The 13,639-nt window shown below is 55.4% G+C and carries 13 protein-coding genes and 2 tRNA genes; 8 read left to right on the top strand and 7 right to left on the bottom strand.

Going from position 1 to position 13,639, the window contains the following annotated elements; all coding sequences use genetic code 11:
• The first annotated feature begins 13 nt into the window (after positions 1 to 13).
• The 3 genes from AB1S56_RS15370 (at position 14) to AB1S56_RS15380 (ending at position 3,819) form a co-directional block, all read left to right on the top strand.
• On the top strand, positions 14 to 1,831 hold the full coding sequence (locus AB1S56_RS15370; protein WP_340869255.1) for an SNF2-related protein: 1,818 nt from the start codon (positions 14 to 16) through the stop codon (positions 1,829 to 1,831).
• On the top strand, positions 1,828 to 2,778 hold the full coding sequence (locus tag AB1S56_RS15375; protein WP_340869256.1) for a YqhG family protein: 951 nt from the start codon (positions 1,828 to 1,830) through the stop codon (positions 2,776 to 2,778). Before AB1S56_RS15370 ends, AB1S56_RS15375 begins: the two co-directional genes overlap by 4 nt.
• 123 nt (positions 2,779 to 2,901) lie before the next feature.
• A complete protein-coding gene (locus AB1S56_RS15380) occupies positions 2,902 to 3,819 on the top strand; it encodes a hypothetical protein (protein WP_340869258.1) in 918 nt (305 codons plus the stop codon).
• On the opposite strand, the gene AB1S56_RS15385 is transcribed toward AB1S56_RS15380, so the two are convergent.
• Complete coding sequence (locus tag AB1S56_RS15385; RefSeq protein WP_340869259.1) at positions 3,810 to 4,013, bottom strand: YqzE family protein; 204 nt, start codon at positions 4,011 to 4,013, stop codon at positions 3,810 to 3,812. The genes AB1S56_RS15380 and AB1S56_RS15385 overlap by 10 nt on opposite strands.
• 147 nt (positions 4,014 to 4,160) lie before the next feature.
• Here AB1S56_RS15385 and AB1S56_RS15390 point away from each other — a divergent pair, with 147 nt between their 5' ends.
• Positions 4,161 to 4,883 (top strand): N-acetylmuramoyl-L-alanine amidase, encoded by a 723-nt coding sequence (locus AB1S56_RS15390; protein ID WP_340869261.1) that lies wholly within the window; start codon positions 4,161 to 4,163, stop codon positions 4,881 to 4,883.
• Here AB1S56_RS15390 and AB1S56_RS15395 read toward each other — a convergent pair.
• Entirely contained in the window at positions 4,848 to 5,735 is an 888-nt protein-coding gene (locus tag AB1S56_RS15395; RefSeq protein WP_340869262.1) for a divergent polysaccharide deacetylase family protein, read from the bottom strand. The two genes, AB1S56_RS15390 and AB1S56_RS15395, sit on opposite strands and share 36 nt — an antisense overlap.
• 185 nt (positions 5,736 to 5,920) lie before the next feature.
• Between AB1S56_RS15395 and AB1S56_RS15400 the strand changes: the two genes are divergently transcribed.
• Both AB1S56_RS15400 and AB1S56_RS15405 read left to right on the top strand, forming a co-directional pair.
• Positions 5,921 to 6,007 (top strand) — tRNA-Leu (locus AB1S56_RS15400).
• A gap of 306 nt (positions 6,008 to 6,313) precedes the next feature.
• Positions 6,314 to 6,400: transfer RNA gene (locus AB1S56_RS15405), tRNA-Leu, on the top strand.
• Positions 6,401 to 6,479: 79 nt separating this feature from the next.
• Here AB1S56_RS15405 and AB1S56_RS15410 read toward each other — a convergent pair.
• The 4 genes from AB1S56_RS15410 to AB1S56_RS15425 all read right to left on the bottom strand — a co-directional run bounded on the left by AB1S56_RS15410 (position 6,480) and on the right by AB1S56_RS15425 (position 8,347).
• Positions 6,480 to 7,040 carry a zf-TFIIB domain-containing protein gene (locus AB1S56_RS15410; protein ID WP_340869263.1) on the bottom strand — a complete coding sequence of 187 codons (561 nt, stop codon included), beginning with the start codon at positions 7,038 to 7,040 and terminating at the stop codon, positions 6,480 to 6,482.
• Positions 7,037 to 7,270, bottom strand: a complete 234-nt coding sequence (locus AB1S56_RS15415) for a hypothetical protein (RefSeq protein WP_340869358.1) — start codon at positions 7,268 to 7,270, stop codon at positions 7,037 to 7,039. Before AB1S56_RS15415 ends, AB1S56_RS15410 begins: the two co-directional genes overlap by 4 nt.
• Before the next feature lie 110 nt (positions 7,271 to 7,380).
• On the bottom strand, positions 7,381 to 7,695 hold the full coding sequence (locus tag AB1S56_RS15420) for a hypothetical protein (RefSeq protein WP_340869264.1): 315 nt from the start codon (positions 7,693 to 7,695) through the stop codon (positions 7,381 to 7,383).
• Between the two features lie 82 nt (positions 7,696 to 7,777).
• Positions 7,778 to 8,347 (bottom strand): xanthine phosphoribosyltransferase, encoded by a 570-nt coding sequence (locus tag AB1S56_RS15425; RefSeq protein WP_340869265.1) that lies wholly within the window; start codon positions 8,345 to 8,347, stop codon positions 7,778 to 7,780.
• A gap of 178 nt (positions 8,348 to 8,525) precedes the next feature.
• Here AB1S56_RS15425 and AB1S56_RS15430 point away from each other — a divergent pair, with 178 nt between their 5' ends.
• Both AB1S56_RS15430 and AB1S56_RS15435 read left to right on the top strand, forming a co-directional pair.
• A complete protein-coding gene (locus AB1S56_RS15430; RefSeq protein ID WP_340869266.1) occupies positions 8,526 to 9,206 on the top strand; it encodes a hypothetical protein in 681 nt (226 codons plus the stop codon).
• A gap of 86 nt (positions 9,207 to 9,292) precedes the next feature.
• Positions 9,293 to 10,333, top strand: coding sequence for a hypothetical protein (locus tag AB1S56_RS15435; protein WP_340869267.1), 1,041 nt, complete (start codon positions 9,293 to 9,295; stop codon positions 10,331 to 10,333).
• 20 nt (positions 10,334 to 10,353) lie between these two features.
• Here AB1S56_RS15435 and AB1S56_RS15440 read toward each other — a convergent pair whose 3' ends face one another.
• Positions 10,354 to 13,602: an AAA family ATPase gene (locus tag AB1S56_RS15440; protein ID WP_340869268.1), complete on the bottom strand. Its 3,249-nt coding sequence runs from the start codon at positions 13,600 to 13,602 to the stop codon at positions 10,354 to 10,356.
• Positions 13,603 to 13,639: the final 37 nt, after the last annotated feature.

Consider the following 13,639-nt stretch of genomic DNA (forward strand, 5'->3'; position numbering starts at 1 on the left):
AGGAGCGCTCGATATGACATTCGACAACCCGTCACCGTCCGCGTCCGCCAACGGTCCATCCCCTGCCAGACGCAAGCTGCATACGCATGTGGATCTGCAGGTCGACCGAGGCTGGTTCGACGAGCTGCAGCAGCGCATCAGCAAGAATGGACCCTGGGACGATTGGACGCTCTATCAGCTAACAATGGAAGCCGAAGAAGCGAGGCGCGTCGAAAGCTTCGAAGAGCTGCAATGCTTGAAGACCTTGCCTGCCATTGAGCCGATGCCCCACCAGATCAGCACCGCAAGCAAGGTGCTCCACGAGATGGGCGGCAGAGCGATTCTTGCGGATGAGGTTGGACTGGGCAAAACAATAGAGGCAGGTCTCGTGCTCAAGGAATATATGGTTCGCGGCCTCGTGAAGCGCGCTCTTATTCTTGTGCCCGCCTCTCTAGTCCTGCAGTGGGTGCGTGAGCTGAATCAGAAGTTTGGCATATCCGCCGTTGCTCAGAAGAAGGAGCACACCTGGGGCTATGACATCGTCGTCGCGTCAATAGACACGGCCAAACGCGACCCTCATCGGGAGCGCGTGCTTGGCACCGATTACGATCTGATCATTATAGACGAAGCCCATAAGCTCAAAAACAAAAAAACAACCAACTATCAGTTCGCCACCCAGCTTCGCAAAAAATATTGCCTGCTGCTGACGGCAACGCCGATTCAAAACGATCTGGACGAGCTGTACAATCTGATCACCCTGCTGAAGCCAGGCCAGCTTGGCGGCCAAAGCGAGTTCGCGGCGAACTTCGTGGTGGACAAGCGACTGCCCAAAAACGAGGATCAGCTGCAGGAGGCTCTGTCCTCCATTATGATTCGGAACCGCAGAGGCGACGGCGGCATCCACTTTACGAAACGTTTTGTCAAAAACATCCCGCTATCACTTTCCCCTGAAGAAAAAGCGTTGTACGACGCCGTCACCGGCTTTGTCAAGGAGCGTTATGAGGAAAGCGGAGGCGATATGTCCAGCATGCTGTCGCTCGTAACGCTTCAGAGAGAGGTATGCAGCAGCAGAGATGCCGTCTTCCTGACCCTTGTCAATTTGTTCAAAAAAACGTCCGAGGATTCGCCGATCCGCCCTAAAATATGGGAGCTCGTCGAAAAAATCAAAGGCATTAAAGCGAACACAAAAGCAGAAAAGGCGATGGAGCTCGTCAAGGAGATGAACGAGAAGGTTATCATTTTCACGGAGTACCGCGCCACGCAGGAATATTTGCTGCAGTTTTTCCGAAGCCACGACATGATGGCTGTTCCTTACCGAGGCGGCATGAATCGAGGCAAAAAGGATTGGATGATGGATTTGTTCCGCGGCCGCGCCCAAGTGTTAATTGCAACGGAAGCCGGAGGAGAAGGCATTAATCTGCAGTTTTGCCATCACATGATCAATTTCGATCTGCCCTGGAATCCCATGCGGGTGGAGCAGCGGATCGGACGTGTGCATCGGCTTGGCCAGACGGAGGATGTGCGCATCTACAACCTGTGCACCCAGGGCACGATCGAGGAGCATATCGTCAACCTCCTGCATGAAAAAATCAATTTATTCGAGCTGGTCATCGGAGAGCTGGACCATATTCTGGAACGATTCGAGGGCGGCGACTCGCTGGAGCAGCGGCTTGCGAAGGCTATGCTGGATGCTGGCAGCGATCAGGAGCTGCAGCGGGAGCTACATGCGCTGGGGAGCTCCATTAGCCAAATTCGCAGCGAAGTCCAAACGACAGGAAGCCATTCCTACGCTTCGCCTAAGCCGGATCTGATGATCCGGACAGACCGCCTCGGAACGGAGGTAAAGCCATGAACGCCAAGCAGGTGCATAAGTTTCTGGGCCGTTATCTGGAAGCGACGGAATGCTCCATCATCGAGAAATCTCCCGCTCATTACACCGTCAAGCTGTCGCCCCAAGCGGACCGGGAGCTGACGAACCGACCCTACTATTGGAGCTTCGTGGATCGTGTGGGAGCGGAGCCCGAGACCATGTCCTTCCTGTTCATTACGGATAAGGACAAATTCGAAGCCTCCATGGAGGCAAAGCCTGTCAACGAGCCCTCTAGCGCGCCGCAGCAGGACAGCCAGTCTGCGGCGGCGGACGCCGCGCTGGCACGCTCCTTCGGCTTCATCAACAGCTCCATTAACGCACCTCGCATACCGCGAGAGGAGCTTTACTTCGGCTCGCGCAAGCTGGATCAGCTGTTCAGCGCCTCCAGGAGCAAGGGCAGCTACGTCTATTTGTTCCAAGAGCCGGACAAACGCGGCGCAACCCCCTTCCAATCCACGGCCTATACGGCGTGGTTGGGCGTGAACCTGAAGGTGGAATTTGCCTGTGACCGAAAGCGCGAGGAAATTCACAGCTTCGGCGTCTCCCTGGCGACTGGGCATTGTATCGACGGCTTCCATCATCGTCTTGTCGCCACCAGGCTGACGCCTCGGCTGCCGGCTAACATTCATGTGGCAAAAAACGGCATAACGTTTGCCAGAGCTCTTGCTATTGTCGAGCAGCAGCTGGAGCGAAAGCTGAAGAGCTACGATTACACCTGGGCGACGGAGGCGTCGCAGAGGCTGGAGGAGGAGCTGTCGCGAATTCACGCTTATTACGAGCCATTGGTCGAGCATGCTTTGGAGGACAATAAAGCCGCCATACAGGAGCAGTTCGAGCAGCGCAAAGCTGAGATCAAATGGCAATACGAGCCCCGCGTGACGGCATCCGCCATTAACTGCGGTATTTTCCACCTGGAGGGCATCGATTGAATAGCATTTGACGGAAACTGCAGGTTTACGGCACAAAAAAGCTGCTGCAGCCCTAGCTAGAGGCGACAGGTTGCAACAGCCTTCTTCCCGCTTGTCCGATACACTGGAATGGAGGTGATACTTATGATCAAATTCCCAGCTTCATCCCTTGCCGCTTGTCTGCTCGCCGTTACTTGCCTGCTGCTGCCCGTTGCTTCGGCTTCCTATGCCGCAGCTGCCGCCTTAGAGGTTGAACAAAGCTCCAACGTCGAATCCAGGGTGACTTCACAAGCCCGTACTTGGGTGGACGAGCTGTCCTCCAAGCCGCGATATGCCTCCTGGAGCAACTCGGCTTTGTCCATTTCGCCGCTTGGACCAGGCACGCACAGCTGGCTTGTTCACGTGACAAAGAATAAAGAAATCGTTGGCTATCTCGTCATACACGCTACTGAAGAAGGAGGCTTCCAGCTGGGCGAATATGGCACCGGCGCCTATCCGCCGTTCAACGAGCAGGCGCTGCAGCTTTCCTTGCTGCAGCTTGCGCTTGCCTCCTACAAAGCGGAGCGCGTCTACGTTGATCCCCTGCAAGCCGCTTGGCGCATTCGCTCCAAGCAATCCATTTATTATACGGACGCCATGACGGGTGAGGGCTTGCCTGTGGCAGCTGATGCGGATTGGATGAAGGAACGAGAGGACCGGGACACAAAAAAACATGGGCTGCTAGCTGCCCATGCATCCAATTCTAATCTGGAGACTTCTTACGGACTGATTCCTTCCTTCGATCCTTACGCCAGAATGCCCTGGCTGACGAAACAGCCGCTCAAGCTGGACCCGGGGTCTTCGGCAGCTGCAAGCTTGATGAAAGCGTTAGTCAACCGAGAACAGCTACGATTTACGACCGTCGCGTTCGAGGGCAAACAGAGGCAGGTTTGGTCTGTAGTGGGCTTCGACCTGTGGGACGGCGGCCAGCTTTATCTCGCTCTGGATACGGATGAGGATGGAGCTGACCGCCGTTATCTGCCCGCTACCCTGCTTATGGAACGCGGCCAATTTTATCGCTGACGCCCGCCGTCACGGCCCTTGCCGCGCCACCAAATCATCAGCCCCGCAGGACCCCAGCCGAACCAACGCGTCAGCCATGGCTCTCTTTGCGCCTTGGCTGACGTTCTAGTCAGCTTGCGCGTCTCGGCAGGCGTTTCCATATAGCTCACGAACCGCTCCGTCACAAATTTGACATAATCGGCTCCTCCCTTCATCCCCATCACCTCACTTTATCGATATTGTTATAGCCTTATCCTTCCCTTTGCCGCGCCTCCGTAATCATGCATGAGTTTTCCTCCGGAGAGACACGCTATCCTTAGGCGTTCAACCTGAACAACAGGATGAAGCTAAGGGGGATATTCATGCGGCTACCGCTGACAAAAGGAACTATGCTTCTCTGGACAGCAGCACTGGCGGCGAGTCTTCTGCTTAGTCCCGTCATGGTACGGGCGGATGTGGAAAAGGGTCCGGGCACGGACAATCGCCGGGAATGGATGCTTCCCCGAACGACGGTCATCATTGACGTTGGGCACGGCGGCATCGACGGCGGAGCGTCCTTCGGCGGCACATTAGAGAAGGATATTAATTTGGCGATCGCAAGCAAGCTTTATTTGCTGCTGCACAGCAAGGGCATTCCAGCAGTCATGAATCGGACGGGCGATTATGCGCTTAGCGAGGAAAACCGCTGGCATCATACGACATCCAGACATCGGAAGGATTTGTCTCAGCGACAGATGCTGACGGAGGAGATCCGCAGCGAGCTGCTGGTTAGCCTGCACGTCAATGCTGCCAGAAACAACGCAAAACGCGGACCATTGGTCCTTCACCAGGACAGCGGCGAAAGCGCCTTGCTCGCATTCTGCCTGCAGGACGCGCTCAACCGCCAGCAAGGAGCGATGGGCTCTCCCCGGCTGGGGAAGCCGTTTTATTTGCTGCGTCGGGTCGATCAGCCCTCTGTCATCATAGAGATGGGGTTCATCAGCAACGCCTCCGACCGCGCAATGCTGACCAACCCCATCCGTCAAACCGAAATCGCGCAGGCGATTGTATCAGGGATTCGGCAATACAAGTGGATCGCCCATTGACGCTCTCACCATATCCGATACGCGGACAAAGCTGACCGCCGATTGCATGGACGGAATGGAGCCGTGAAGCACGGATGCCGTCTTCTTGCCAGGCGGTCCCACATGACCGATCGTCACGGCGCTCTCACGAGTTTGCATCAGCTTGCTAAGCACCCTCACCTGCTTGGCTATGTGCTGCTCTGTATACACGTCATCCAGGAATACATCATTGGATACAATTGGCACGCCAATCTCTTCGGCGATTTTTGGAATAACGGTTTTGAAGGTAGTGCGGCTGTCCAGAAAAAACAACCCATGCTCCTTGCAAACGGTTAGTACGACGCGCATAATTCGCTCGTCAGCCGTTATTTTGGAGCCCATATGATTGTTCATCCCGACTGCATGCGGCACGTCCGCGATAGCCTGCTCCACACGGCTGCGAACCTCCGCATCCGTCAGATTCGCCGTAATGGCGCCGGGCCCCAGCCATTTCTTCATGCCCTTATTGGGCTCCATCGGCATGTGCACAATAACATCATGGCCAAGGCGATGCGCAGCCTCCGCGTCCTCTTTGGTTGTTGGCATAAATGGCATTACAGCCGCTGTAAATGGTACAGGAAGCTTCAGCATCTCCTCTGTGCCAGTCATACCATTGCCGAAGTCGTCAATGACGATTGCGACCTTCTTGTTGGTTGGATGGGCTTGGACCCCCAAGGTCTCCTCAGCTGTCTCATTCTGCGCGTATGGCAGAAGCTCCGCGTTCATATTGCCTTCCGCCGACGCATTTGGCAGGATGAGCGGGAAGCAAGCAGCAGACATCACAATCGTCAGAATCACATGTTTTTTAAGTGGGATAAATCGGGTAAGCGCCATTCTTGTTCTCTCCTGTCTGTTTCCAGCTGGTTCAGGTCCGAGCCTCAGTCTCATGTACTATGCCCCACACCTGTTAAGAATATCCAAGCAGAAGGCTGTTGGAATAGGCTGAAAATTTAAACTTTATGAGAGTGATTGACTTCACCTTCGCCTACGTGTTAGTATAAAACTCGTCACTGAGACATGCGGTCGTGGCGGAATTGGCAGACGCGCTAGATTCAGGTTCTAGTGGTGTAACAGCCGTGGAGGTTCGAGTCCTCTCGACCGCACCATACAAGGGGTTCAAGCGCATGAGCTTGAGCCTTTTTTATTTGCTCCAAATCGCCCACCTCAGCTCATTTAGACGTTTCTGGCACGTCTATTTGTTCCAAAATACCCATCTCCGCTCATTTAGACGTTTCTGGCACGTCTATTTACTCCAATTCGACGGTTTCAGCTCATTTAGACGTTTTTGGCACGTCTATTTGCTCCAAAACCCCAACCACCCATTCCAGCTCCATCCTCTTTTCAATTTCTTAAAAAAAAGTTGACCTCACGTGTATCCCTGTGATATATTATATTCTGTTGACACAATAAATGCGGTCGTGGCGGAATTGGCAGACGCGCTAGATTCAGGTTCTAGTGGTGTAACAGCCGTGGAGGTTCGAGTCCTCTCGACCGCACCAACTATTCAAACAAGAAAATCGTACATATGGAAGAGCCCCCTCAGCAATGAGGGGGCTCTTCCCGTATATGCATCCATGATCAGTCGAACAAATCGCCAAAAACGTCAAGCACCGTTTTTTTCTTTTTGTATGGCCGGCCATATTTGTCGTAGCCATAATGCCCCTTGCCATAGCCGCTATGTCCATAACCGCTTTGGCCGTAGCCTTGTGACGGCGGATAACCGGGTGCACCGGGCTGGCCATAGCTGCCGCTGCCTGGTGGAGGGGTTGGCGCGCCGAATCCGCCTGGAGAAGGCGGCGCCCCGTACGGCTGGCTGCCGTAGCCTTGCCCTGGAGGTGCAGAAGCGCCCCCGTCCGGGGGCTGACTGCCGCCAAAGCCTTGGGCTTGGCCTGAGTCCGCAGGAGCACGCTGCCCGCTATATGGCGATGAACCAAATCCATAGCCTCCGCCCGGCTGAGAAGGATGCATGTGCTGCTCCATACGTTCATAATCCTGCTGCATCTCGCGTACGCCCTGCATCAGCTTCTCCAGCTCTCCGCGGTCCAGCCACACGCCCTTGCATTGCGGGCACACGTCAATTTCCACTTCATCCCTCATAACCTCTCGCATCTTCACATCGTCGCACACTGGACATTTCATTGGCTATTCTCCCCCTCCAACCCATTGTTTAAGCGATCCTCTGCCGCAGATATGTATCGATAATCTCTGCTTAGCTTCACAACCCTGCGGCTCGGCTTGCGAATGACGACGCTTGTCTCGTCCCATGCCACCACAATGCCCAGCACATCATTCATCTCCATCTCATCCCGAATAACTCTGACGGTTTCGCCGGATAATCGAAACGCGTCCAGCTGCTCTTCCGTAATCATATCGTTTGCCACCCTTCATTGCCTCATGCAGTCTTCCATCTATTATACAAAAAAACCTCAATGATAACAGTTGCCTGATCATTGAGGTTTCTATGAATGACATTGTCGCTTTAGCCGACATGCTCCCGGTTTGTTTCATACCATTCGTCAAGGACTCGCGAGGACATGACCCGGCCGGCAATATATTCGCCTTGCTTCTCCGTGAATTGCTCTCGCCACTCCACGCCCAGCTCCGTGCACAGCTTTACGACGGTCAGAAGCTCCGACCACGCGACATACCGTTTGTACCAGAAAAACTGAGGATGCTCAATCATATAAGGATAGAGATCGTCAAACTCCGTATGCTTGCAGTCAAGCGCTCTCTCAAAATGCACCTTGGCATCGCCTAGCTTCTCAATTAAAAAATCAGATGACATGTTCCCCATTGCTTATGCCTCCCCTCGATCACTTGAGTTTCATTATAAGCGAAAACATCGTTCGGGGAAAGGGCTTTCGAGCTGGTACTTCTTACTCAAATCGGATATTGCCGTTATCCAACGACGCGATTTTCACCAGTGATTCCACCTTAATGCCCTGTTCCCTAAGCGTTTTCCCGCCGGCCTGGAACGATTTCTCCACGACAATGCCCATACCCGCAAGCGTCGCTCCTGACTTCTCAATAATTTTGATCAATCCGCGAGCGGCGTCACCATTCGCAATAATATCGTCGATGAACAGCAGCTTATCCTCGCTGGACAAAAATTCTTTGGACACCATAATGTCAGTGACCATTCCCTTCGTAAAGGAAGGAACACGTTCGATATATACATCAGGGTCGGCGATCAGCGTTTTCTTCCTTCTGGCGAATACAAGCGGCACGCCCAGCACATACGCCGTCGCGAACGCCGCAGGGATGCCGGACGATTCAATCGTAATAACCTTCGTAATGCCGCTTTCCGCGAAGCGGTTGGCGAATTCATGACCCATCTCCATTGTAAGCGAAGGGTCCACCTGATGATTGATGATGGCATCCATTCGCAGCACATCGCTGGACAATACCGACGATTGCTCCAATATTCGTTGCTTCAACTTTTCCATAACCTTCTAACCTCCGCCAATAAACCCTTTTGGATAAATTACCACAGGACAACGAACAGCGCAACTAATCCTTGCAAACCTAAGGAATGTTTAACGATTATTTTGTATAATGAAGCAACAAGTCCGCCATAAAAAACGTTTAATATAGAGAGAGAAGCTTATAAGGGAGGAGATTACGATGAACGCGAACGCTCAATCGCAGCAGCGTTTCCTGAAGACAGCCGCGGCCTTCTCCGTTGCCATCGCGCTTGCCGCATGCCAAAGTCCCGCAGATCCGTCGAAGGAAGCCCAAGGACAAGCAGCCTCGCCTCAACCGCAATCCGCCAGCCCGGCTATTCCGTATGAGGAGCTTGAACCCCATACAAGCCATGACATTCCGGAACAAGAGGAGCAGGAGGATCTTGATGCGAGAACGGAGACCTCTTCCATGACTGCTTCCGGTAACAGCAAGCCTAAGACCAAGATGGAGCAATGGAGAGAGAGCTCCCCCGCACTGCTGGGCATATCCCTTCAAGACAGTCGCTCCGATGTGATCAATCAGCATGGCGAGCCCATTGACAGCTACGAGCTGCAGGACGCCTCCGGAAATATTGATGTAATGGAATATAAAGGCTATTCAGTCGGCATTGGCTCCAGCGGAACCGTTCAATTTGTTGAGGTGTATAGCTCAGATATTGGGACAGGCATTACCGGCCTGCGGGTCGGAGACAAGCCCGAGCAAGCCAAGCTTGAGCTAGGCAAGCCGGAGGAGGCCTCCGATTATTTGCTTATCTATCAAGGGACCGGCGCAAGCCTCCGAGTGGATATTGATCCCAAGCGGGATCAAATTGTCGCCCTGAAGCTCGTAGCAAAGCTATAACGCCAGTTCTCCATCTTTGTGTCATGCTTGTCTCCCCTTGGACATACCCTCTTATAGAGAAGGCATATGGAACGGGGGAAGCGAGCATGCATAATAAAATAAACCTGGGCAAGGTTCTGCAGATCGCGTCGACCTACATGGGCACCATTGTAGGAGCGGGCTTTGCTACAGGCCAGGAAATTTTGCAGTTTTTCACCAGATTCGGTTACTGGGGCGCCTTTACGATCGTCCTTGCGACCTTCCTGTTTATTTGGCTAGGCACCAAGATGATGTTGATCGCCAGCGAAATTCGAGCCAAATCCTACGAGGATCTCAATATTGCTCTGTTCGGGGAGCGCTATGGCAGAGTGATCAGTTTGTTTATGCTCATCATTCTGCTTGGGGTGACAGCCGTTATGCTCGCCGGCGCGGGCACAATTTTTTATGAGCATTGGAACATTTCGTATCAGGCTGGACTGCTTCTGACGATCGCTGGCAGCTTCTTGCTGCTGCGCAAAGGCATGAACGCGATTCTGACGGTTAATGCTGTTGTGGTGCCCGTCATGCTGTTGTTCACCGTGCTCGTCATGATCGATACGTTCAACACGCCCGGCGCGAATAAATTCGCAACCCTGACCACAGACTATTCCCCGTGGGCAGCGTGGGCTTCTCCATTCCTCTATGCCGCCTTCAACCTGTCGCTGGCGCAAGCTGTGCTCGTTCCGCTAGGCGCGGAAATCCGCGACAGGAAAACAATCATCGTCGGCTCCTGGCTCGGCGCGATCGGAATTGGCTTTATGCTGCTGGCCGGACATATCGCCTTATCCGTACATATGCCCGGCATTCAGCAATTCGCTATTCCAATGGGCGGCATCGCCAGACAGCTGGGCTACTATGTGCAATTTATATACATCTTCCTTATTTTCTCCGAAATATTTACGACCCTTATCGCCAATATTTACGGCTTGACGCTGCAGCTCGGTGAGCGGATGCGCTGGTCTCGCCAGCTTCTGACGATGGGCATCCTCCTCGTGTGCTATATTGCAAGCCAGATCGGCTTCGGTCCTCTTCTATCGACGCTGTACCCTTTATTCGGCCTCATCAGCCTAGGATGGCTTCTATTAATTGTACGAAGGAAGATGACTTGATTGTAAGGCATAGTCAATAGTCAAGCCATAGATTCCAGTGGAGCCTCCCGTTCACTTCCCTGCAGGGGTGTGTGCGGCTCCAGTGAGATCAGCTTTGCCTCCGGCACCGCCGTCAGCAATAAATCCCGCGTTTCCGGATGACACGTAAAAAATAAAATTTGCCGTTCCGCAGACAGCTCCGCAAGCAGGCTTACGGCCGCTTTTCGTCTCGAAGCATCGAAATTAACGAACAAATCGTCTAGCAGCAGCGGCAGCAATACGTCCTTGGACGCTTCCTTCGCCAGGGCCAGCCTCATCGCAAGATAGAGCTGCTCGGCCGTTCCGCGGCTGAGCATGCCGCTGTCCAGCACAACTCGGCCGCGATCCTCCACAGTCAGTCCTTCTCGCGCGGAAACCGCGTTTACGCGAATATATCGGCCTTCCGTTAGTCGCGCGAAGTAGGAGGACGCATGCCGAAGAACAACTGGCTGCCGCTCCTCTTCATATACACGTTTCGTTTGCTGGATTAAAGCCTTGGCAATGGTGAGAACGGCGTAGCGCTCCAGATCGGCATCCAGCTCCGTCCGAAGCATCTCCCGCTTGGTCAGCAGACTCGCCCTCTCCTCGGCTTGCGTCATCCCTTCAAGAGCTCCCTTGAGCTCGCCCTTGCGCTCCAGAAGCTCCCTCTGGTCATGCATGAGCTTGGCTTCCTGCGCCTTCAACGACTCCAACAGCTCCGACAGCTCCTGCTCATCGGTCTTTTCCAGCAGCTCCGACACCCCCTTAAGCTCATCCGGCATGAGTCCCGCCGAAAGCTCCACCTCCAGCCGTACCCGCTCGTTATCGAGCTGATCCAGCAAGCTTCTGTCCGCCAGCGCTTGGATGTAATCGGCTTCCTGAGCCGCTCCGAACCGGTCTAGCACGCTCCCTATACGGCTCTCAATATCCTGCAGCTCCGCTTCAAGTCCCGTCAGACGCTCTATGCATGCAGTGCGCTTAACCGCAAGCTGTCGCTGGTTATCCGATACTTGCTGATGCCTGGACACCTCAGCATGCAAAATGTGGAGGGCTGACACCGCATCCTCCTTCAGGCGCAGCTCCGCTTCACGATATCCCGCGCACAACGTTGCCGCCTCCCTCCCGTAGTCGGCGCATGCCTGCTCTGCCGCTTCGGCCTTGGCCGCCAAGCGATCCCATTGGCTCAGCCGCTCCAGCGCCTTCTCCGCCAGATCGAACGTCTCCAGCGTTGCCGCCGGGGTCATCTCCAAGGGCAAGCCTTGCTCGTCCAGCCACGCTCGCCACCTTCCCAGCTCCCGGTCTTGCTCCTGACGAAGCTGCTCCGCTGCTGCGCCCCTGGATTCCATATGATCAAGATGGCGACGGAGACGCGCTTCCGCATCCCATTGGGCTTGCATCGCCTGATCCCGCTCGGCGATCGCGTCCAGCCGCTCCTGCACCTCTACTCGCATGGCGGAGCGCAGGCCAGCGCCTCCCATGCGGCTCAGCCACAGCTTCATATCGGATGGAGCCGCAGGCTTCGCCAGCTCGCCAATGGCATGGAGGAGCGCGGACTCCGCAGCTCCTTCATGGGGACTGCTCCTGCTGAAGCGCCGCTCCTTCCCGGGGTTCATCCCCCTGGCCGCTTTCCTCCCCCGCATCCAGCTCCCGAACAGGAGCCCAACCGCGCCGCCAGTAAGCGCAACAGCCGCCATAGCTCCCATTGCGCCATAGTCACCGAAGAGTCCCAATGCCGAGGGAATGCCCAGCAATATACCTGCCCCCCCAAGCATGCTCCCTCCCATTGACATGCTCATCCCCCGGAAAGGCCTCTTCTCTCCATTGCGAGTCTTGGCGCCAGCCTCTTCAACCTCCCATACACGCAACGCCTCCTCGAATCCATGCCATGCCGATGTAAGAGCAAGCTTGCTATCCGGAAACACGCCGAACCGCCCTTCTCCGCTGCGCTTGAAGCGATCGGCTCCGCGCTTCGCCAGCCGCTCTGCTTCCAGTTGGCGATCGGTCAGCTCTCTCTCCTGGGCCCGGAGTCCATCCAGCTCCATGCCGATGCGCTCCTCTGACCGCCTGCATGCCTCCAGACGATCCATCGCCACTCGAACATAATCGCGCTCGGCGATCGTCATGCTCATCTGTCGCAGGCGCTTCTCCGTCCACTCCGGCGAAATGCCCCCAACCAAAACGCCAATCGACTCATCCAGCGCAAGCAGCTGGCTTCGCCATTCCGTCAATTCGCCATTCAAGGTCCTGAACCAATCGGCGCGTTGCAGCAGCGCCCTAAGCCCGTCCGATCTCGCCAGGATATCTTGGTCGAACGTTAAGCCCTCCCCCTGGCGGGCCAGCAACTGCAGTTCCATCCGCAGCTCCTCCGCTCTGCGCCGGGCGTCCTCCCTGCTCCGCTGCAGCTCCTCCCATGTTCGCTCCGCCCCGGGGGACAAGCCTTCCGTGTAGGAGAGCCTGCCCCGTTCCGCTTCAAGCTGCCGCTTGCGTAGCCAGGCCGGCCTCGCCGACAAGGCTCTTCGCGCGGCTCTCAGTCTGGCTTGAACAGCCGGAAGCCGGCCGGCCACCTCCCCTAATGCCTGCTCCGTGTCAGCTTCCTGCCGCCGGAGCTCGTTGAAGCGGCCGATATCATCGCTCAGCCTCCGCCATTCCGCTTCATTCTGCTCCAGCGCTTTAATGCCGGTATTCAGCTTCCGGCTGGCGCTTCTTGGACGGAACAGCTCGTCCAGCTCCTTGTGGAGCTCCTTCTCCGCGGCGGCAATTCCTGCCCCGCCCTCCCAGCCGGCTTGGTAGAGATGCCTGCCCAGCTCTTCGCCGGACAGCATGCCGATCTCATGCAGCTCTGTTAATGAAATCGCAAATAATGAACGATACAGCTTCTCGTGTATATGGCCCAGCATATCGTGCTCAAGCTGCCTCTGCTCCAGTGCGGTCTCCTTGAGTGCAGCATCTGCCGCAAGCCCTTCATGCCCGCCCAGCGGCCTCAGCATCGGACGGCCGCCGGCTGCATCGGCATAACGAAGCAGCATATAGCGTTCCCCTGCGCTTGTCTGGAACGCCAAGCGGCCGCCATGCCGGCCGCCGCGGACGGGCTCTGCCCTCTCCGCTGGGCTGCTGCGCCGCGCGAAGCCGTACAGCATCGCGCGGAAATAGCCCAGGAGCGTGCTTTTGCCCGCTTCATTGGGTCCGTAGACGATGACAAGCGGCGCATCCAAATCCAGACTTCGGTTATACAGCTGGCCGAACCCGTCAATATGCGTCTCGATCCATCTCATGTGCGAAGCCCTCCCCTTTCGTTATGCTTCATGCTCC

Origin of the sequence: Paenibacillus sp. PL2-23, assembly GCF_040834005.1 — a bacterium.
Lineage (GTDB): Bacteria > Bacillota > Bacilli > Paenibacillales > Paenibacillaceae > Pristimantibacillus.